Source organism: Streptomyces sp. NPDC001070, from assembly GCF_053598835.1.
This window is the reverse complement of the sequence record NZ_JBSFLB010000013.1, coordinates 1-20,849: the sequence shown is the minus strand read 5'-3', so window position 1 is coordinate 20,849 and position 20,849 is coordinate 1. Positions and strand designations below refer to the sequence as shown.

Sequence of the window (20,849 nt, the reverse complement as noted above, 5' to 3'; positions counted from 1 at the left end):
AATGGGTCTCTCGATTCAGTCTTCCGTGACGCGGATGATCGTCTTGCCCCGGGTGCGCTTGCCGTGGCCATCATCGCCACAGACCAGCACCCCGAAGGCAGCACCTCGCCCGAGACGACGCCCGTCGCGAGAACGACTCACACGTTTCATCACGTTGCCTTTTATGGCGTCCTGATCAGCTCGGCCAGGGAGCGCCCAGCATGCGCTCGACCGTAGTGGTGCGGCGGAAGCCGGGAATGAAGTGCTCCAGCACATCGGAATTCACGGTTCCGTTCGTGGTCTCGGGGCGGTGCTTGAGTCCGTCGACGTAGGCCTGCAGGAACTCGTTCTTGAAGTCGCCCCGCGGATGGGTGGCGGTGATCTCGTCCACCTGGCTGCGGTCCAGCTCGTCCAGACCGAAGCCGAGCACGTCGGTCAGAACCCCGAAGTACGTGATGGCGATCTCCGGGCCCATCCGGCCGGGAATTCCCGGCGTCGTGTGCAGCGCGATCGCCGTCCACACCACGTCGGCGGCCGTGGCCGGGAAACCACGGTCGAGCATGAACTTGCGTGCGTGGTCGGCTCCATCGACCTCGAAGCGCTGCTCTACGTCGGAAAACGGCGTCAAGAGGCCGGTGTCGTGGAACATGGCGGACAGGTAGAGAAGCTCCGGGTCGGGATCCAGGCCAAGCCTGCGAGCATGAATGGCGCCGAAGACGAAAACGCGCCGGGAGTGGTGGTAGATGAGGGGGCTAGTCATCTCCTGCATGAGGCGGGTGGCCTCGGCGACCACCGCCGTTTCAGGAATCTCTACCCCCGCGATGGTCTCGCTCACGACCTCTGCTCCTTCGGATATCGGTGTGTTACGAATGGACGGTGCGTCCGTCTTCCACACTGCCAGCCACCCGGCGTCCGGCGCTCCCTCGGTCCGGCCATGAGTCACCCGAATCCGGACAGGCAGGCGGCGGCATTGGAGGCTCCGCCACGCATCGGGTCGCGATCCTCGTCTACGACGGGGGCAAACTTCTGGACGTCGTCGGCCCCGCGGAGGTATTCGGGGAAGCGAACCGGCTCGGTGCCGACTACACGATCGTGCTGGTGTCACCGACCGGTGCCGATGTCACCTCGTCCATCGGGATCCGGATCGCGGTCGACGCCGCCGCCACGGAGCCTGCTCCTGACACGTTCCTGGTGGCTGGCGCAGACCTCTACCCGCGCACACCTGTGCCCCGTGATCTGATCGAGGCCACGCGAACACTGGCGGTCGGGGCCGGCCGTGTCGCTTCCGTCTGCACCGGAGCCTTCATCCTCGGCGCCGCCGGCCTCCTGGACGGCAAGCGCGCGACCACGCACTGGAAGGTCGCGCACGAGCTCGCCGCCCGCTGCCGGGCCAGCCGCGTCGAACCGACGCGATCTACGTCCGTGACGGCACCACCTACACCTCGGCAGGCGTGACCGCCGGAATCGACCTGGCACTGGCACTCGTCGAGGAGGATCACGGCCCTGATCTCACCCGCGACGTCGCCCGCGCCCTGGTGGTCTATCTGCAGCGTTCGGGCGGCCGGTCGCAGTTCTCTGCCCCACTGCAAGTACCGCCGCCCCGGGGAGTGCCCGGCCATGGCTGCGAGTGCTTGTGGGGTGATGGCCTTGATGGCGCCGGGTGGGATGGCGTGTCCGAGAGCGTCGATCGGTGCCTGTCTCCTTGACCGGGAGATGCGGCCGGTGCCGACGCCGCACAGGGTGGCCAGGGTGGTACGGGGAGTCTTCCAGCGGCGGGTCAGCAGCCAGCCGGTGCTGGTCCCGTCGGCATACCGCACAGCCGAAGACAGCAGTGCGCGAATCCCGAGCCGATCAGCCAGCCCCAGCGTGCGGGCCGCCAGGCGCAGAGAACCCGCCCCCGTCCCCAGACGACCCGAGCCACGCCACCTCCAGGCGCAGCCCAGCCCCGGCCAACTCCCGCCACGGCGCCAGCAACACCTCGGCGACATCCTCCCGGCCGGCCGACAGAGCGCGCACCGGCTCCGACGCCGGCCCCAGCAGCACCACCAGGTTTTCACCGGCGTGGGCGCGCAGCATCGGCCAGGACACGACCCGAGGCCTGCCCTCAGCAGCAGCGTGAGCAGCCGACACCAGACGGCACAGCCGCCCCCATCCCGCCAGCGACTGTGCCAGCAGCGTCACCCGGAACCGCGGCTCGACGACATGGGCGCCACCCCGCACCGGGGTGCGACGACGCGGCACCACGCCCGGGGCCCGGCACGCCCCCCGATGCCAGACTGGACGGGGCGACAGCAACATCAACGCGGAACACCGGCCGCACCCCTGCCGCCGCGCAGGCCTTCGCGAAGCGGACAGCCCAGCACCAGGGCGACGGCCGGGCGTCCGGGCCGCCCGCGGTACTCGCCGGCGGCCCGCTCCTGCACCTGCTGCGCGCTGACGCCCGTGCGCATCCACACCTGGGCGGTGAAGCCGTTGAGCAGCAGGGTGTCCCAGCCGGTGGCGGGGAAGACGTCGACCCAGGTACGCCCGTCCCCCTCGTGCACGGCTCCCGCGTCGACCGGATCCTTGCCCGCGGCGATCCGGCACAGCACGTGCAGATAGGCGCTGGCGTTCTGGGCGAGCGCCCAGGGAGCGCCCATCCAGTCCTCGGCCGCCCACGGGGAGTCGGGGCCGTAGCCCTTGGCGCAGGCTCCGGCTGCGGCCATGTCCTCGGCGCCGTCGACGATGCGCGGCAGCAACCGCTCCAGGAGCGCTATCCGCTCGGAGATCGGGGTGGCGGCCCACGATTCGGCGCCTTCGCGCAGTTCGGCAATGGCACGGTCCAGCAGTTCGGTGTCGATGGCAGGGGCGGTCGCGAGTTTTGGCTCCAGAGGTGGTCGGGGCGGGTGCGGCGGGTCAGGCGTTCTGGCGGGCGGCGTCGCGAGCCGGGTCGATCAGGGTGAAGGCCGCGACCGCTCCCAGCAGGAGGAGGGCACCTGAGACCAGGACGGCGGTCTGGTAGCCCGTCACGCCCTGGCTGTCGACCAGGCGTCCGACGACGGCCGGGGCGATCAGGCCCGCGGTGGTGACCACGGCGTTCATCGTGCCCAGGGCACCGCCGCGCCTGGCGGGCGGGGCCAGCTCGGCGATCGTGGTGACCGCGACGGTCGCGAAGGATCCGCCCAGCCCGAAGCCGACGACCAGCAGCGCGGTCTTCGCCCCGGCACCGGGCACCAGGGGAAGGGCCAAGCAGGCCGCGGCCCCGAGCAGCAGCAGACCGCCCCCGACCCTGCCACGCGCCCACCGGCTGCCGACCCCGCGACGCATCAGCCGGCCGGTGAGGGCCGCCTGGCCGAGCAGCACGACGGCTCCCAGCGCCCACGGCAGAGCGACCAGCTTTCCGGAGACGGCGGCGGAGTGGCCGAGACCGTTGCGCAGATAGGAGGGCATCCACACGAGCATCAGCGCCACGCACCAGTAGGTGGTGAAGTACGCGACGGTGGTGCCGATCCAGGTACGGCTCCCGAAGATCTGACGGTAGGGGAGCGTCGCCGCGGACTCGCCGGACTCGGCTGAAGGTATCTCCGGGGTATCGGAGTCGTACGTCCCTTCGCCCCCGAGCACCGCCCACAACAAGGCCCACACCGCTCCGGCCGCCACGACCACCCAGAGCGCGGCGCGCCAGCCGTGGTGTCCGATGACCCAGGTCAGGCTGGGGGCCGCGGTGATCACGCCCAGCGTGATGCCCAGGGTCACCAAGGCCCCGGGCAGGTTCCGGCGGTGGTTCGGGAAGAAGGACAGCGCCGTCTGCTGGGCGACCGGGAAGGCAGGGCCCTCGGCGGCCCCGAGAACGATTCGCGAGCCGATCAGCACAGCCAGACCGCCGCCCAGAGCCGCGGGCGTCTGCGCGGCCGACCAGAGCATGGCCATGATCAGCAGCAGCCACTTCGGCCGCACTCGGTCCGACAGCAGACCCACAGCTGCGGCCGCCACGGAGAACAGCAGGAAGAAGGCGCTGTTGGCGAGCCCGAACTGAGTGGCGGTGAGCCCCATGTCCGCGCGGATCTCGTCTGCCGCAAGGCCGAACACGGATTTGTCCGCGAAGTTGACCATCATGAAGACCACGAGCATGCCGGTGACGATCCAGGGACGAGCGCTGGACCTCCGATCCGCTGACGGAGCTGTGTTGAGTGGTCTGGCCGGGGTGTCGGCAGCGGTCACAGGAGTCCTCCGTAAGGAAGGTGGGCGTGGACAACGCAGGGAGGAGCGCATGCGCCGCGTCCCGGCTCCCGGTACGGCAGCCGGGATGCGGTGCTCGTTCCGTTGCCGACGGCCATGGCGTCCTGGGCCGGCAGGGAGACACCCGCGATCTCGGCCTTGGGGAAGAACGGGTTCGCCTCCAGTTCGCCCCAGACCCCGGCAAGCGCCAGGTGGTGCTCCGGTCTGAAGTCGTGCCGGTCACTGGAGAAGCCGGCGATCTCGGCACCGATGTGCGGGGTGAGCGGCGAGACACCCCGGAGCCGGCACTCGGCTTCCGGTGTGCCTGGAGCAGTGCGGTCCACGACGCGGCGCCCGAAGTGCGTCAGGGGGTTGTCCAGGATGGACTTGGGCGCGGCGGCAGACGTGGCCATGGGGTTCCTCCAGAGGGCGACCCGCTGATTCGTTACTGACAGTATCGATATCTTCGGTCGCCCCGGCAAGAGCCTGCGGACCGGCTGCTCGCCGAGTTGATCGGTGCGGCCGCGGCGGACAGCGGCGTGCGCGGGGAGTACGCCGCATACGTCGATCGGATGATGAGCGAAACCCGGAGCATCCTCGAGCGCGGGACGGCCCGCGGTGAGGTGAGGTCGGACATCGACATCCGGTCCGCAGCCACGCTCGTGGCGGCGCCACTGGTCTATCGCCTACTGGCGGAACGCGAGCCGCCGGAAACGCGCTTCGTGGACGACCTGGTCGAGCTCGTCGTCCAGGCAGTCGCCCGCCCGGCCTGAGTTGGAACGCCCGCGACCGCGCGGTGGTTTCGCGCTCGAAGTCGCCGCCCGGACCGCGTACATCAGGAACCTGGCTCTGTCGCGGATTCCGGAGGTATTGGTGATCTTCGTTCGTTGAGTGAAGTCCCGCCTGAGCCTGCCCGGCCGGTCGTTGATGGCGCTGCCCTGGGACGCCAGGGCGGCACTCGCCATCTCAACGAATTAGTATGCACGTTCGACTTCAGACCCGGTGGCCCGGTCGGCGATTCCGTCGCGCAGGCTGGACGAACCAACAGCGGCCGCGCTCACGCCCGGTGTGGGGGTCGCCGCCCTCCGCGGTGCGGGTGGTCAGGCCATGGCGGCGATGTACTCCTCGACCGCCGGGACCTTGAAGGGCCCCTTCACGCCGGTGAGGCCGCCGGGCGCGCCCTTGTCCGGCTTGAGGACGTAGCTCTCGGTGGCGCTGGGCCGCCACGAGTCGGAGAAGTCCAGTGCCGGACCGATACCGGGGTCGAATCCGGTCTGCCTGCGGTGCGCGGCGCTGATCCCCTCCCGGCTGAGGTCTTTGGCGGCACAGGCCTCCCGCAGGTCCTGGACCGTGACCGCCATGGCGTTGTGGCCGGTCTCCACGGCCTGGTCCAGCGGCTGGCCGGGGTACTTCGCCCGGTAGTCAGCGACCAGCCTCTCCACCTCGGCGTCGCCACCGTCCAGGGCGGGCAGGGGCGAGACCACCTGGAGCATGTTCAGCAGCGCCGGGGCGGCCGGGGTCTCCAGCAGCTGCGGGTGGTAGCTGGCGGCGCCGGCCAGGAACGGCACGGTCAGGCCCTGCGCGGCGGCGACGCCGACCGCCGACGCGGTCTGCCCGGGGCTGGTACTGACGACGACGGCCTTGACGCCGGCCTCGCCGAGCGCGCGCACCTGGGGGCTCATGTCCCGGTCGGTGAACTTGACCTCCTGCCCGACGAGGGTCAGCTCGTGCTCTCGGGCGGCGAACTTCGCCCCCAGGAGCGCGTTACTCCCGTAGTCGCCCTTGACGTAGATGTAACCGACCTTGTCCCCGGGCTTCAGCCCGTAGGTGCTGACCAGATGGCCGAAGCCGTTGACCATGTCGATGTCGAAGGTGCTGTCGACCAACTGCAGGGTCGGCTGGCCGAGCAGGGCCGAGGAATAGCCCAGGCCGGTGGTCATGAGGCCGTCGTCCGCGATGTCGACGATCAGGGCGTTGTTGATGATGGACGAGCCCAGGAGTCCCGGCATCGCCGCGATCGAGGGCTGGATCTCCCTGTACTGGCTGAAGGCCTTGCCCGCGTCGTAGCCGTGGTCGCGGATGACCAGCTTGAGCTTGCGGCCGCAGATTCCGCCGTCGGCGTTCACCTTCTCCATGTACAGCCGCTCCGCGCGCAGCATGGACCGGCCGGGCGGGCCGTACGGACCGGAGAGGTCGATGAGGACGCCGAGCTTGATGGTGGTGTCGGTGACCCCGGGTCCGGTCCGCACGGAGTGGGGGCCGCCCGTCGTGCCACAGCCGGCCAGCACGGTCAGGAGGGTGGCGGCCAGTGCGACGGGCGATCGGAAAGGCGGTGTCCGGGTCACGGCGGTGCTCCCTTGTTGAGGCTGGGCGTCGGCGCCATGGGACGGGATCGCCCGAGGTTCGGCGAGAGGACGGACGGCTTCTGGTGTTCGGTCCCAACGGAACACGCGCCGGACTGTGGTGCGGCACCGCCGTGATATGCCCGGGTCGACCGTGGGTACGGCGACGAGCGGGACCCCTTCCCGTTTCGGTCACGTTTGCGTCACCAGCCTTCCGGGCCCGGCGAACTGCAGGTAGAAACGCCGGTGCAGAGCGTGACGGCCTCGGACTGGCGCTCCCGGACACCTGAGAGGAACCTCGGATGGCCATCCCCGTGCCGGCGCAGCAGACACCTTCCGCGGACGCCGCCGGGAGCGAGCATGCCGAGTTGCTCAGAGCGGCAGCGCGGCAGGTCCGTCAGCGGGTCGGACCGCTCGCGGCGCACATGGTCGAGCGGATCCGCGACCGGCATCCGGACTACCGGAACCCGGCACTGGTGCCGCCCGGGCTCCTGGGGGAAGCGCAGGGGGCCGTCGCCGCCTCGCTCGAATCACTCGCCGACCCCGGGCGTTCCACCGTGTCAGCCGAGTACCAGTCGTGGATGGCGGAACGCAAGGCGTGGCAGGGAATCCCGCTGGAGTCGATGAGGGGCGCCTACCGCACGGGCGCGAATATGCTGTGGCTGTCCCTGGTCCGTGCCGGGGAGAGCCGGTCGCCCGGGGGGACGCAGTTGATGGCCCGCGCCGCCGCCGAGGTCTGGGACCTGTTCGAGCGGGACGACCGGCTCATGGTGGGCGCCTACCGGCGTGCCCGCGGCGAGGTGACGTTCCACCAGCAGCGCGGCAGGAGGGCACTGGAGGCGCTCCTCGGCGGACGGGTGGAACCGGCAGGGGTCGCAGAGGCGGCAGCGGCGCTGGGCCTTCCCTGCACTGGCCGCTACGCGGTCGTTGTCGTCCGGGACAGCTCCGGATTCCACCGCCGGCCCCCCGCGCGGACCGGGGTGCCCGACGGGCCCAAGGTGCACAGGGCCTTTCCCCTGGGCGTCGAGGTGCTCCTCGCCGAGCTGGGCGACCTTCCGCCCGGCGACTTCGCGGCGGCGCTGGTGCTGCCGACCGGGGCGCAGGCGGGGCTGAGTCCGGTGGTGGAGCAGCTTTCGTCGGTCGGCCGCGCCCGGGAGCTCGCCGAACTCGCGCTGCGCACCTGCACGCGGGGCGGCGAAGTGGCGCTCCTCGACCGACGCTACCCGGCCGGACTGCTGGCCCGTCGCCCGGAGGTGGCGGGGGAGGTCGCCTCCGGACTGCTGGGTGGGTTGCCGGCCGTGGACCCCGTCGAGCGGACGCTTCTCCTGGAGACCCTGGAGGCCTGGCTGGACGCGGACGGCTCCGTCGAGCGGGCGGCAGCCACGCTGTTCTGCCACGCCAACACCGTGTGGAGGCGGCTGCGGCGGCTGGAGGAGGTCACCGGCCGCTCGCCGTCCCGGCCCCGCGACATGGTGCACCTGGCGCTCGCGCTGGACGCCCAGCGGATCGCCGCGCTCCACGGTCGCCCGGGGGCACAGTGACAGAGCATCACGAGGACGCGGGCCCGCAGCAGGACGCCACCAGTGCACTCCTGCGGGAGGCGGCGCGGCACATGCTGGAGCGGTCGGACGAGCTGGCCGACCGGGTCACAGCCCGTCTGCACACCGAAGCGCCCGGGTTCGTCGACCACGGCGGCGACCCGGACCGCTCCCCCGGGGAAATCGCGACGATCATCAGACTGCACCTGGACCGGCTCGTGGAGCCGGAGTGCGACGCGGTCACCATCCGGCACATGCGGGCGGTCGGACGCCGGCAGGCCGAGCAGGGGATGCCGCTCGAGCTGCTGATGCACGCCCTCGCCGTGGGCGGCGCCGTGATGTGGCAGGAGCTCGTCGACACCGTCGCCGCCCATCACCCCGACCGGATCCACCTCATGGTGCACATCGCACCCCGTATGTGGGGATTCCGCGAGCGCAGCGCCGCGATCCTGACCGACGCCTACCGCGAAGCGCTGGGCGCCTGCGCGGCCGACGACAGCGAACTGGCCGCAACGCTCCTCGGCGTACTCCTCGACGGCCGTACGAACAGCCTGGACGTCCGCGCCGCCGCCCAGGTGCTGGGCGTGCCCGCACAAGGCCGCTTCGTGGTCGCCGTGACCAGTGTCCGGACCTCTGCCTCCGGGACGCCGGGCGACGACGCCTTCCCGGTGGGCTCGGGCAACCGGATACTGCGGGCGCCCCGGGGCGCGGGTGAAGTCCTGGTCGTCCTGCTGGGCGACCGGCCGCCGGCCGTACTCGCCCGGCTCCTGAGGGCGGTTCCCAGGCTGCGGGCCGGCGTCAGTCCCGTCGTGGAGGGGCTGTCCGAGCTTCACCAGGCCCTGACCCTGGCAGGGCTGGCGCTGTCCACCTGCTCCGCCGACGACGAGGTGGCCCTGTGGGAGGACCGGGTGCCGGCCGCTCTGATCGCCTTGGACCGGCCGCTCGCCGGTGAACTGGCCGACCGGGTCCTCGGCCCGCTGCGGGAGCTGCCGGACGGCGAACGGGATTCCCTGCTGGGGACGTTCGCAGCCTGGATGGACTGTGACGGGTGTCTCCGGACGGCCGCCGAACGGCTGGACTGCCACCGCAACACCGTACTCAACCGCCTGCGCCGCCTGGAACTGCTCACCGGGCGGCGGCTCGGCCGCCCCCGGGACCTGGTGGACCTGACGCTGGCCGTGGACGTGTTCCGTATTGGGAATCAGTAGCCAGCGCAACGACGGGGTACCAGTGATCACTCAGTGGGATAGCGCACCCCGGAAAGGTGTAAACGCCGCGTCTGGCCCGGGTCGTTGACCGGCAACACCACTGCGCATACGACTGCTTCGGATGTGGGGTGGCGGCGGGCCGCGGCATGGACGCGGTCGCCCTCCTTGAGGTGTTGGCGAGCGGGAACCACACCGCACATGCCCTTGCCCGCACTGACGCCGACCCGAAGCCGGGCGCCGCCCCGGCCTACGACGACGCGGGACGCCTCGACAGCGACCTCCATCAGTGGCGGCCCGCGTCCTGATCTGTGCGGATGTCAGCTTGCGCAAGGGCAGGACGGCTCGCGCACCTTCGGGATCTCGCCGAAGAAGCGCGGAGGTACTTTCTTCACGACTTTATTCATGTCTTGACAGAACATCGACAGGCTGTTTCGATCTGCTCGCGCCCTGAGGAAGGAGGAGGGGGAGAAGTCCCCCGTACGCCGCCCAGCCCCAACAGCACGCGCGAAGGCGGACAGCTGTCACTCGCGATGCGCGCCAGGTCGGGCGCCCTTCCACCGCCCGGTGCGTCGCACTCCTGCATCGCCGAAGGAGTTCCCCGATCTTTCACACCGACGCACCGCGCGGCAGTGCCGCTTGCACCGTTCACACCGCGGCACCCGCACCCGATCAGGTCGGGCACCGCCCGACCTGATGGTCCTCATGCCCATCGACGTGAACACGCCCTTGAGCCGGACCGGGAACTCGGGACATCTCCGAGCAGGCAGTGGCATCACGACAACGTCCAAGGCACAGCGCTCAATTGCGAGGAGCGGAGCCGTCCCGGGCGAACCCTCATCAGCAGCCGGGCTGCGCGGAATCCCAAGTGGCAAGCATCCCTGAGCTGCCATCAGCGCCCAGGCGACAGCAACCCACGGGATCGGTACCGCGCATGACCCGGGTATCCCATCAGAAAGGAAGGACATCGTGAGACGTTCCCTCATCGGGGCAGCCGCAGCTCTCACCTTGGTCGTTCTCGCCGGCACCGAGTCAGCGGCCCCGGCCGCCGTACCGCACCACGGCCGCTCGGTTACGGGCACTTACTCCACGGGGGCCGGCCACGCGTGGCAGCCGTTGCCGAGCGTGAGCTCGGACAGCAACGGCACGGGCGCCCCCACAGATGCGACCGTCGTCGTCGACCCGAGCACCACCCGTCAGAAGTACTCGGGCATCGGGTTCTCCCTGGACGAGACGAGCGTCTCCAATCTGTGGAAGCTCACCCCCGCCAAGCGCGAGCAAGCCGTCCGGCTGCTCGTCGACCCGAAGACCGGTGCGGGCCTGAACCGTTTCCGCCTCACGATCGGCAGCCCCGACCTCATCGAGCACCTGCCCTTCTGGTCGGAGGACGACCTGCCCGCCGGAGTCACCGACGACTTCCAGCTGAAGCACTTCTCCATCCAGCGCGACATCGACCTGCACATCGTCGACACCATCAAGCTGATCCAGCGCTACAACCCGAAGGCCACGTTCTTCGCGTCCGCGTGGAGCGCTCCGGCGTGGATGAAGACCAACAACCAGTTCACGGGCGAGGTCGCGCTCAAGCCCGGAAGCACGACGGACTACTACCAGGTCGGCAAGCTCCGGGACGACTGCATCGACGTCTTCGCCCGCTACTACGTCAAGTTCGTCCAGGCATACGCCCGCCACGGCATCAGCGTCGACGCCCTGACGCTGCTGAACGAGCCCGGCATGGACGTGGTCTACCCGGCCATGGACATCAGCGTCGCCCAGCAGCAGAAGCTCGCCCTCGCGATCAAGAAGGCCCTCCACAAGTCCGGACTGAACACGGGACTCTACGTCCACGACTTCAACTTCTGGGACTGGCGCGACCCGAACAGCACCGCGACGAAGAACTACTACCGCATCTTCAACGACGCCCCGGACGGGTCCGTGACCGGTCGGCAGGTCCTGAACGCGACCGACGCCGTCGCCTTCCACCCCTACTGGGGCGACCCGAAGGTCATGCGCGACGCGTTCGAGCAGACCGGCAAGCCGGTCCACATGACCGAGACCAGCGACCTGTCCGCGGCCACCATCCTGAACGACTTCCGCCTCGACGCGAGCTCCTACATCCTGTGGGCGCAGACCACCGACCAGGACGGTGGCACGCTCCACTGGACGCCCGCACGGGACAACAACGTCGACTGGCAGAAGGTCGCCGAGACCACCAAGTGGCCCGACCGCCTGGTCAAGGTGAACACCACGACCAGGGACTTCACCGTCCGCGACGAGCTCTACACCATGGGGCAGTTCGCCAAGTACCTCACGCCCGGCGACGTACGCATGGAGTCGAGCACGACGGAGGGCGGCGTGAGCAACGTCGTCTACCGGCACGGCGCCGACGGGTTCGTCGCGGTCCTCGGCAACGGCAACAGCACCGACACCACGGTGCGGGTCGTGCTCGCCGGCAGGTCGTTCGTGGTGAAGGTCCCGGCGAACTCCTACGCCACCTACCGGTGGAAGCAGCACATACCCCGGCACAGGCACAACACGGCGCCCGTGGTGGACCCCGTGCCCGACGTGGTGGCGGACCAGTACGGCACGGTGCAGGTGCCGCTCAAGGCCACCGACCGCGACGGCGACCGGCTCGCCTTCTACGCGACCGACCTCCCGGACGGCGTCACCGTCGACTCCGCCACAGGAGTCGTGACGCTCAAGCCGACCGTCGCCGGCGAGAACGACGTGACGGTCGTCGTCACCGACGGCGCCGCACACGCACAGGTGACCCTGCACGTGACGGTACGGCCGCACAGCGCGCCGGTCGGGGTGAGGGTCGAAGCGGAGTCGTACGCCGACCAGCACGGCTGGACGGCGGGCGGGGCCAACTACATCGAGAGCAATCCCGCCGCCAGCGGCGGTGCGAACGTGGGATGGACCGCCGGCGGCAACTGGCTGGACTACGCCGTCGACGTGCCGAAGGACGGCACGTACGACCTGGAGCTGCGCGTCGCCACCGGCACCGGCGCGGCCGTCCCGGGCGCACTGTCCTTCCGTGACGCCGGCGGCACCACGCTGGCCACGGTGTCCGTGCCGGACACGGGCGGCTGGGGCTCCTACCAGTCGGTGCACGTGCCGGTCAGCCTCACCGCGGGAGACCAGACGGTCAGGCTCTTCTGCGAGACCGGCGGCTTCAACATCGACTACTTCCGCTTGTCGTAGCGCTCCCGGCGGCCCGCCGTCACTCCCCCGGCGACCGGCGGGGAATGACGGCGGGCCGCCACCGGACCAAGCGGCGCCGGGACCGCCGCGCCGGGGCGGTTCACTGTCCGTGGTGGCCTTTCCCTGGCTTCACCGTTGCTGCTGGTCAGCGGGGTGCATTCATCCGGCCCTGTTTGATCGTTCCCCGTCTTTACATGGCCTCCGTTCCCATGACGTTCCCATGAGGGGCCCTCGAAGGTCCCTGGGAACGGGGGCGGAGGGTCGGCTGAGGCTGGCTCGGGTGGTCCAAACCGTAAGCACCGCAGACCCCTTGGGGGCGACGAAGACCCGGCGCCCGTCAGGGGGTCGGGGCCCTCGGCAGTCCGCGCGCGCCCTGTCCGGGCCGCTGAGGACAGGCCGGCGGCTCGGACAGGTCCGCGGGGCCGGTCCGCCTCACCTCATCCACCGTCTGGCCCGCCGCCACGCCGTCTGAAGAGGCGCCCGCCCGATTCCCGGGTTCCGTGCGACGGACCTGCCCTCCGGCCGCGTAGAGCAGACGACGGATTCACCCACGGAGGGGAGTGCACGATGACAGCGCGCGCGCTCAAGGGGTCGCTGAGGGGTGCCAGGGGTACGGCGATCGCCGCGGCGGCGATGGCCGTGCTGACCGCGTCGCAAGCGCCGAGGGCGGCCTCGGCCGAAGCCGCGGAACCCGCACGGAAGGCGGCACCCGCCGAGCACGGCCTCAGCGTGTCCGGCGACACCCCGTACCGCACCGGGCTTCCCCCGCTGCGGACGCGGAAGAAGGGCACGGCACAGGAAGTGACGGGCGGCGGCGTCGTGCCTGCGAGTGTGTTCGCCGCGTACCGGCGTGCCGAGGAGGAGCTGGCGCGCAGCGCGCCGCGCTGCCGGCTGCGTTGGCAGCTGTTGGCCGCGATCGGCCAGGTGGAGTCCGGGCAGGCACGGGGCGGCTGGGTGACTCGGGACGGAACCACCGTGACGCCCATCTTCGGCCCGCGGCTGACCGGCGGCGCCTTCGCTGTCGTGGCGGATACCGACGGCGGGGCGTACGACGGGGACGCGGTGTACGACCGCGCGGTCGGTCCGATGCAGTTCATCCCGTCCACCTGGGCCCGCTGGGGAGCGGACGGCAACGGCGACGGACGGACGGATCCGAACAATGTCTACGACGCGGCGCTCGCCGCCGGCCGCTACCTGTGCGCGGGCGGTCGGGACCTGTCGAACCCGGCCGACCTGGACCGGGCGATACTGGGCTACAACCACTCGGACGCCTATCTGCGTGCCGTCAAGGCGTGGTATGCGTACTACCTGACCGGACACCGCGTGGTACCGGACGCGTCCGACGGATCCCGGTCGGTCCAGCCGAAGCCGTCCCGCCCGAAGAGGCAGAAGCCTTCGCCGCCGGAGCCGTCGGACGATCGGAAGCCGGGCACTGGTCCTTCGCGCATGCCGTCGACGTCGCCCACCTCACCCTCCCCCCGCCCGTCCCTCGGGGCCGGGGTCCCGGAGGAGTCCGCGACGCCGCTGCTTCCCCTCCCCGTACCGACCCTCACGCTGCCCGGAGGCGGTGTGCTGCCCGGGGCCGGCCGCTGACCACCGGCTACGGCCGGAACGCGATGGAACCGGATGGGTGTCGAGATCTGTGTGGAAGGGCTGACCAAGTCCTTCGGCACCGTGTCGTCTGGCAGGACGTCTCGCTGACGCTGCCCGCCGGGGAGGTCTCGGTGATGCTCGGCCCCCCAGGGGCGCATGACGCTCACCCGCACCACCGACGGCTGGAAGGTGAGCGGCGTCGACGCCCCCTGACCAGGCCCGCGTAGGTGCCCTCGCGCAGTCGCGCGGGGGGCACCTTTTCGTGGGGAACGGGGCGCGGCCGGGCTGGGATGGCGGGCTTCACTGCGGTCGAGCTGTGGTGGCCCGGGGGCGGCACCCTCGCCCCCGGGCGATCTGCCTCACCCATTCCTGCTGACCCCCCTCAGCACCCGTCCGGCCCGTTTCGAAAAGAGTTCGGCTTATCGCGACGGACGCCTCCTGCCTCCCCGTAGAGCAGACGAAGGCTTCACCCGTACCGCCACACACCACCACCCTTCGTCCGACTCGCGAACCCACGAGGTACCTGTGGCTCTCCTCTCCGCACGTCGTCCTCACCACCACCTGCGGTCGCGGGGGCGTCTCGCCGTCGGGTTGCTGGCGCTCGTCGCCGGAACCCTGCCGAGTACGTCGGCCGACGCCGCCACCCCGTCCTCCGGATCGGTCAGCGACACCGCGCCCATGACCACGTGGAGCGGCGGGCCCTTCGCCCTCCCGAATGTCTCCGGCACTTCCGGGACCGTGAGCTGCGGGAATGGGCAACCCTGCGACGACTACGCCCTGCAGGTGTCGGCGCCCGCGGGCTACGACGCCGGTCACAGCCTGCGCATCGACGTCAGATGGCCTGACTCCGCCGCCGACTTCGACCTGTACGTCCTCGATGCGGACGGCCGGGAGGTGGCCACCTCGGCCTCTTCCAGCGACCCCGAGACCGTGCTGCTTCCGGCGGTGTCGGCGTCGTACGCCGTGCGCGTGGTGCCGTACGCGCCGCTCGGCGACAGCTTCACCGGCACCGCGAGCCTGATCGCCGCTCCGGCCGATCCGCCGCCGAGTACGGCCACGCCGCCGACGTACGCGAACTCCTGGGCACCCGACGCCATCGCGGATGCGCACAACGCCGGTGAACCCTCGATCGGCGTCGACCGTGCGAGTGGCGCCGCGATGTACCAGGCGTACACGTCAACGCTCAAGGTCAGCTACGACAGTGCCGGTGCCGCCACATGGCAGGACAAAAGCGCGAGCGCGGCCAACGGCTGCCCTCAGGGCAGCACCACCAGCCTCGACCCGATCCTGTTCACCGACCCGGTCACCCACCGCACCTTCGAGTCGCAGCTCGCCGGCAAGACCGCCCTGACCTGCTACACCGACGACGACGGTGACATGTGGACGCCGACGGGCGGCTCGGGCATCAACTCCGGTGTGGACCACCAGACCATCGGTGGCGGCCCCTTCGCCACGGGCGGTCCGGGCACCGTCACGTCGTACCCGAACGCCGTCTACTACTGTTCCCAGGACATCGCCGACGCCTCTTGCGCGGTCAGTCGGGACGGCGGTCTGACGTACGGGCCCGCCGTTCCGATGTACTCGCTGCTGGACTGCGGTGGCCTGCACGGGCATGTGAAGGTCGCCCCGGACGGCACGGTGTACGTGCCCAACAAGGGCTGCGGTGGCAATCAGGCCGTGGCCGTCTCCGAGGACGACGGGCTGACGTGGACCGTCCGCAAGAACCCGTCCAGCACCCCCGGTGACTCGGACCCGAGCGTGGGAGTCGGCGCCGGCGGGACCGTCTACATGGGCTACCAGAACAGCGACGGCACGCCGCGTATCGCCGTCAGCCACGACAAGGGCAGGACGTGGCTGTACGACCAGAACGTCGGCGCGGCCCTCGGCATCAAGAACGTCGTCTTTCCGGCCGTGACCGCGGGCGACGACAACCGCGCCGCCTTCGCCTTCCTGGGCACCACCACTGGCGGCAACTACCAGGACGCGGCCAACTTCACGGGCGTCTGGCATCTGTACGTGGCCACCACCTACGACGGCGGCCAGTCCTGGGTGACCGTCGACGCCACCCCCACCGACCCGGTTCAGAAGGGGTCGATCTGCACGGGCGGCACCACGTGCGGCAACGACCGCAATCTCCTGGACTTCATCGACGTCACCACCGACGCCCAGGGTCGCGTGCTCGCCGCCTACGCCGACGGCTGCACCGGCACCTGCGCGACCGGAGGTGCCCAGAACTACGACGCGCTGGCGTCCATCGCCCGCCAGTCCTCCGGCAACACGCTGTACGGCGCGTACGACGCCTTGATCCTCGGCCGCACAAGAAGCCCTAAGGAAGCCACCAGATGAAGCCGTTGCTCCCGGCTGCCGTACTGGCAGGAGCCGTCCTCAGCCTGGCCGCGGTCACCGGATGCTCAGCGGCGAACAAGCACGCCGAGCCCCCGGGGGCGACACCGTACGCGGCGGAGGCCGCAACCGATCCGCCGGCCGGGAATGCGGTCGGCGTCGCGCCCGGCGGCTGTCCCACTGCCGCGTCACTGCCGCTCCCCAACGACTTCCCGGAGAACCTGCCGGTGCCCGACGGCGCGGTCGTGACCTCGGTGGAGCACCGCACCGGCGGCCGGCTCGTCGTCGCCACCGTCGTACGGGGCGGCTTCGACACCACCCTGGCGTTCCTGCACAAGCGGCTCCCAAAGGCCGGCTACATCCCCAAGGAAGGCGAAGTGGAGGAGGACGACGCCGAGTCGAACTTCTCCTCCACGAGCGTCCGGGGCCGCTGGACCCTGCGGAAGATGTCCGACTGCGAGGGAGGGGTGTACCTGACGTACCTGACGTCTGCTGTCTCCTGAAGCCGGCCCCGGCCGAGCCCTCTTCCTGGCCGGTGAAACTGCAAGGGGCCACCTTTCGCGGCGAGCGGTACCACGTGCGCCGTAGACCGAAGGGTGGCCGCCCGCGCCTGCCGATAGCCCGTGGACGCGGCCTGCCCACGAAATCGCCGAGATGTGCACGATCAAGGCCGCAGAAGGCAGGATGGGACAAGGCCGCACGGGTGGTCATTCGCGTCACAACGAACCCAACCCGTGCGGCCGTAGTCACGTCACGGCGTCGTTGTCACTGCCTTTGGATCATTCACGCTCGCCCGGTTTCGGGTGAGGCTGGGCGGGCGCTGCGGTCAACCTGCCTCTCCGGCGGGTGGAGCGAATGCCAGCGGGAAGTATGCGCGCAGGTAGGCGCCGTACCACTGGGGTGACATCGGGCCGCCCCAGCGCGGAGGATCCAAGAGCGCGCCGGGGCGCTCGATCGCCGCCAGTGAGTCCACTGCGGTGCGAAGCCGATCGGCCCACGACGCGTCATCCGGCTGAGGGCTGGTAAGGAGGCCCTCGATCGTGGTGATGTGCAGCGCCTTTTCGGCGATCGACTCCGGTGTGGCCTGCTTGAGGCAGACCCCGTAGCCACCGGAGAGGTACTGGGTCCACTGCTCGTCCGCCTCGGCGGGCCCGTCAGCCAGCCCGAGCTGGTGCGCGGCGCTGAGATAGCGGCTGCGGAACCACTCCGGCAGTGCCTCGGTGTCGCCCGCGGCATCCAGCAGGGCGAAGAAGTCGCGGGCGACCATGTCGGTGCCGTCGTCGAGCCGGTAAGCGGGCTGGGGCAGTCGGCCCTCGGCCATCAGCTTCTGCGCGGCTTGAGCCCCGCCGTCCCGGGATACGGCCAGGTCATTGAGCGCGACGAACTGGGAACGGATGTAGTGCTCGTCCAACTCGGCCAATCGGCGAGCGAGTTCGCGCGGACCGGTCAGCCGTGGGCAGGGCCGTCCGGCGAGGTCGACAGCATCCTGATCGGCAGCAGCAGCCGGATACGTCGGGGGATAGGGCATGCCGACCAGGTTCCCATACAGCACTGACAGCGGCGATCTACAGTCCAACCTCGCTATCGCGCACCAAGTCGTTAGATCAGGCTGAGCACCTTTCACTGTCTGCTGCCCGCGGCCGGGATGCTTGCCTCCAGCGCCTCCATCAGGTCCACGGCCGGCACCGGACCTTCAGCCCGCCCTCGGTCGTGCTTACCAGGAGGACGCCGGGGAGGCGGTGAGCGCACGACGCAGATCCCTTCCGGGTGCCACCGGTACGCGCGCCAGTACACGACGTGGAAGCCGTCGCCCTCGAGGAACGTCCCCTTCGCCTGGACGGCGTCTCGCTCCTTGGCCTGCAAGACACGCGCATGATGTGCCGGTGGAGGGCGGGGGTGGGGGTGGTGAGGTGCGCGAAGGGGCCGTATACGGGGGCGGGTTGTCGCTGGTGCGGTGGCGAATGGGTCTTCGCAGGTCATCGTGTCCGATGCAGGCCGGGGAGCGGAAGCAGTGACCAGGAACTCGGGACCCTGTCCCGCCTTGCCCATCCCGGTGTCCACCTCGCGTGTCCGCCCCCATGGCCCTGGGACGGGGGGCGTTCCCAGCCGAGGAGATCGGGAGCGCTTCCCCTCGTCCATCGGTCCCGAGGGGTGGCGACGGATCGCGGGTGCGGTGGATCCCGGGGGTAGCCGGATCAGGACCGGGGGATGCCCAGGGCGTCGAAGCGGCGCATGAGGGCGGGCTTGGCCAGGTGGGCGGCCCGCAGTTCACCGGCCCGCCGGTCGAAGTCCGAGGTGCCGCCGGTGCGGGCCTCCAGGGCGCGCAGGTCGGCCAGGAGTGCGACGGCGGCATCGTACGCACCGGCGTTCTTCCGGGCGATCAGGTCGTCGACCTCACGCCACGCCTGTTCGGTTCTCTGGGCAAGCGTGTCCAAGCGTGCTTCCCGTGCCTCGGCGGCGGCGCGTGCCCGATCCCGCTCGGCCGCGGCCTGCGCGTTTCGCTCTCGCTGCCTGCGGTCGGTACGGCGGCGGTAGGCCGTGTCGAGGAGTTCGGCCGCGGTGCGCCTGCCGGTTGCGTCACGAGGGCCGGGGACGGTGGTGGCCGCCCGATACCGGGCCAGGAGTCGGGGCCCTGGGGACGCGGTGCTCAGCGCGGCCTCGACCAGCAGGGCGTCCTTGTCGGCGGCGGGGAGACCGGCAATGAAGGCCGCCAGGGCCGTGCGGTCCACGACGTCCGCGGTGTCGGGCCGGCTGCCCTCGGCGGCGGCCGCCAGCAGGTCTGCGTCGACGCGCAGGAAGTCCGCGAGGGCCTGCTGTGGGCCGGTGAGCGAGGCCAGTCCCGCGGGGACGGGCGGCTCGACCTCGCGGGCGTAGTTCTCCTCGTCGTCCTCCGCGAGCTCCCAGGCGGTGAGCCCGGCAAGCCATGCCAGGTACAGCGGCCGCAGGTCTCCCGCCGCGAGTTCGGCACGCAGGCCCACGAACGCCGAGAGCGTGTAGGACGTCTCGAATTCCCACTCGTCGCCGTCCTCCGAGGACACGGAGAAGTCCAGCAGCGTGTGTCCGGACCGGTCCCAGACGGTGAGCGCGTCCTCCATGGCATACGCGTCGGCATGCTCGGCCGGGAGCGACCCGGCGGGCAGGCGCAGGAGGAGGCGACGGCTGCCCCAGTTCGCGTAGTACAGATGGGCGTCGTAGAGCTGCTCGACCAGCTTCGTCGTATCGCCGCGGAAGTCGCCCCAGTGGTACTCGTTGACGAAGCGGGTCGGGGTGATGTCGGCGCGAGTGGACAGCGCGCGCACCTGCCTGACCTGGTCCTCGTCCAGCGGGCGGTCAAGCGCGAGGAACTCGTAGTACTGGTACTCGCTCACGTCCCGGCAGCCTACCCATCCTGGTCCTGCCCTGTTCCCGCGCGCAGAGCGTGGAGCCAGCCGAACGGCCCATTGCTGCGGCGCTCGCGCTCCCACTCGGCCTGCGCTTCGGCTCGTTCGGCCGCGACGCGCTCGCGCTGCGTGCGACAGTGCGGGCATTCATCGCCGCGGGCCAGGCCCGGGGCATCGTCGGGGTCGACGTCGCCGCCGCAGGTCGGGCAGGGCCATAGTGAGGCCTGCCATTGCAGGTACTCGTCCTCATGCCGATGCTCTTCCTCCTCATCAGCTGCCCGCTGGGCGACGCGACGTTGTTCGTCTCGACGGCCGTAGGCATGCAGGTCGTCGGGGTTGCGCAGGGCATCGGTGAGGGTCTGGGCTGAGTCATGTCCGAAGCGCCACCAGATCGCCCCGCAAGGGCCGTGCTGCTGCAGCCGGTCCAGCGCGGTCGCCAGCACAGGCACTGTGCCCTCGTAGTCGCGGTAGCCGTCCCACTCTCCGGTGTTCCCTGCCGGGCGGCCAGGACGCCACATGCCCTGCCAGTGCTCCTCGGATAAGCGTGCGACCTCATGTATCCGTGCTTGCAGTGCCTTGGGACCGACCTGCTTGGTGAACACGAACGCCACTGGTGGGAACCCGTCGCGACCGGGGGCCTGCCAGAGGGTCGACCACAGGGGGACCTGCTGCCCACCCTGGTCCTTCTCGGTGCGCTGGAAGAACCGGCGGTAGCGAACGATCTTGTCTGCCACCTTGGCCGGTGGTTCGGTGCCGTTGTCCACCTCCACGAACAGCACCGGCAGCCCGGCCTCCGGCGCGGTCAGAACCGCGTCGGCGCGCAGGCTGCCCTTGCCCGGAGCGGTGAACGTGCCGGTGACGGGGAGAGCGACCTCGGTGTGCCAGCCGTGCAGTGTGCCAAGCCCTGGGGGCCTGGCAGGCAGCGGCTTCGTCTGCCCGGCGGCGGGCGGTGTGCCTCGACCCACCCCAGGGCGCTGCGGGACGAAGGCGACAGCCGCCGCCGGCCCCCCCCCCCCCGCCCGCGGGCGGGCGCCCCCCCCCGACGGTGGGGCGCGCCCCGGGCGCCCCCCG

General features: G+C 70.6%; 14 protein-coding genes and 4 pseudogenes. 9 read left to right on the top strand and 9 right to left on the bottom strand.

What is annotated here, in order from left to right:
* Window positions 1-175: 175 nt before the first annotated feature.
* Window positions 176-814, bottom strand: coding sequence for an HD domain-containing protein (locus ACWDAS_RS17445; RefSeq protein ID WP_450391221.1), 639 nt, complete (start codon window positions 812-814; stop codon window positions 176-178).
* Between the two features lie 134 nt (window positions 815-948).
* Between ACWDAS_RS17445 and ACWDAS_RS17440 the strand changes: the two are divergent.
* Window positions 949-1,583 (top strand): annotated as a pseudogene (locus tag ACWDAS_RS17440) (GlxA family transcriptional regulator); the annotation flags it as partial.
* Between the two features lie 198 nt (window positions 1,584-1,781).
* Here the strand turns inward: ACWDAS_RS17440 and ACWDAS_RS17435 are convergent.
* The 4 genes and pseudogenes from ACWDAS_RS17435 to ACWDAS_RS17420 all read right to left on the bottom strand — a co-directional run.
* Window positions 1,782-2,335 (bottom strand): annotated as a pseudogene (locus ACWDAS_RS17435) (PHP domain-containing protein); the annotation flags it as partial.
* On the bottom strand, window positions 2,277-2,717 hold the full coding sequence (locus tag ACWDAS_RS17430) for a hypothetical protein (protein WP_450391218.1): 441 nt from the start codon (window positions 2,715-2,717) through the stop codon (window positions 2,277-2,279). The gene ACWDAS_RS17430 and the pseudogene ACWDAS_RS17435, both read right to left, overlap by 59 nt.
* 157 nt (window positions 2,718-2,874) lie before the next feature.
* Entirely contained in the window at window positions 2,875-4,089 is a 1,215-nt protein-coding gene (locus tag ACWDAS_RS17425) for an MFS transporter (RefSeq protein WP_450391215.1), read from the bottom strand.
* Window positions 4,090-4,175: 86 nt separating this feature from the next.
* On the bottom strand, window positions 4,176-4,589 hold the full coding sequence (locus ACWDAS_RS17420; RefSeq protein WP_450391212.1) for a hypothetical protein: 414 nt from the start codon (window positions 4,587-4,589) through the stop codon (window positions 4,176-4,178).
* Between the two features lie 75 nt (window positions 4,590-4,664).
* On the opposite strand from ACWDAS_RS17420, the pseudogene ACWDAS_RS17415 reads away from it, so the two are divergent.
* Window positions 4,665-4,949, top strand: a pseudogene (locus ACWDAS_RS17415) (TetR-like C-terminal domain-containing protein); the annotation flags it as partial.
* A 327-nt stretch (window positions 4,950-5,276) separates the two neighbouring features.
* On the opposite strand, the gene ACWDAS_RS17410 reads toward ACWDAS_RS17415, so the two are convergent.
* Window positions 5,277-6,521: an ABC transporter substrate-binding protein gene (locus tag ACWDAS_RS17410; protein WP_450391209.1), complete on the bottom strand. Its 1,245-nt coding sequence runs from the start codon at window positions 6,519-6,521 to the stop codon at window positions 5,277-5,279.
* Window positions 6,522-6,820: 299 nt separating this feature from the next.
* On the opposite strand from ACWDAS_RS17410, the gene ACWDAS_RS17405 reads away from it, so the two are divergent.
* The 7 genes and pseudogenes from ACWDAS_RS17405 (at window position 6,821) to ACWDAS_RS17375 (ending at window position 16,901) form a co-directional block, all read left to right on the top strand.
* Entirely contained in the window at window positions 6,821-8,059 is a 1,239-nt protein-coding gene (locus ACWDAS_RS17405) for a PucR family transcriptional regulator (protein WP_450391207.1), read from the top strand.
* The gene (locus tag ACWDAS_RS17400) at window positions 8,056-9,264 is read left to right on the top strand and encodes a PucR family transcriptional regulator (RefSeq protein WP_450391204.1); all 1,209 of its coding nucleotides are present in this window, start codon (window positions 8,056-8,058) and stop codon (window positions 9,262-9,264) included. The genes ACWDAS_RS17405 and ACWDAS_RS17400 overlap by 4 nt, the downstream gene beginning before the upstream one ends.
* 966 nt (window positions 9,265-10,230) lie before the next feature.
* On the top strand, window positions 10,231-12,462 hold the full coding sequence (locus ACWDAS_RS17395; RefSeq protein ID WP_450391201.1) for a carbohydrate-binding protein: 2,232 nt from the start codon (window positions 10,231-10,233) through the stop codon (window positions 12,460-12,462).
* 567 nt (window positions 12,463-13,029) lie between these two features.
* The gene (locus tag ACWDAS_RS17390; protein WP_450391198.1) at window positions 13,030-14,055 is read left to right on the top strand and encodes a lytic transglycosylase domain-containing protein; all 1,026 of its coding nucleotides are present in this window, start codon (window positions 13,030-13,032) and stop codon (window positions 14,053-14,055) included.
* A gap of 33 nt (window positions 14,056-14,088) precedes the next feature.
* A pseudogene (locus ACWDAS_RS17385) lies at window positions 14,089-14,207 on the top strand (ABC transporter ATP-binding protein); the annotation flags it as partial.
* 373 nt (window positions 14,208-14,580) lie between these two features.
* Complete coding sequence (locus tag ACWDAS_RS17380; RefSeq protein WP_450391195.1) at window positions 14,581-16,401, top strand: sialidase family protein; 1,821 nt, start codon at window positions 14,581-14,583, stop codon at window positions 16,399-16,401.
* Window positions 16,398-16,901 (top strand): hypothetical protein, encoded by a 504-nt coding sequence (locus tag ACWDAS_RS17375; protein ID WP_450391192.1) that lies wholly within the window; start codon window positions 16,398-16,400, stop codon window positions 16,899-16,901. The genes ACWDAS_RS17380 and ACWDAS_RS17375 overlap by 4 nt, the downstream gene beginning before the upstream one ends.
* Before the next feature lie 323 nt (window positions 16,902-17,224).
* On the opposite strand, the gene ACWDAS_RS17370 is transcribed toward ACWDAS_RS17375, so the two are convergent.
* From ACWDAS_RS17370 to ACWDAS_RS17360, 3 genes are all read right to left on the bottom strand, one after another.
* Window positions 17,225-17,926 carry a DUF6058 family natural product biosynthesis protein gene (locus ACWDAS_RS17370; protein WP_450391189.1) on the bottom strand — a complete coding sequence of 234 codons (702 nt, stop codon included), beginning with the start codon at window positions 17,924-17,926 and terminating at the stop codon, window positions 17,225-17,227.
* Between the two features lie 667 nt (window positions 17,927-18,593).
* Window positions 18,594-19,766 carry a hypothetical protein gene (locus ACWDAS_RS17365; RefSeq protein WP_450391187.1) on the bottom strand — a complete coding sequence of 391 codons (1,173 nt, stop codon included), beginning with the start codon at window positions 19,764-19,766 and terminating at the stop codon, window positions 18,594-18,596.
* Between the two features lie 11 nt (window positions 19,767-19,777).
* Window positions 19,778-20,743: a replication-relaxation family protein gene (locus tag ACWDAS_RS17360; RefSeq protein WP_450391184.1), complete on the bottom strand. Its 966-nt coding sequence runs from the start codon at window positions 20,741-20,743 to the stop codon at window positions 19,778-19,780.
* Between the last annotated feature and the right edge of the window lie 106 nt (window positions 20,744-20,849).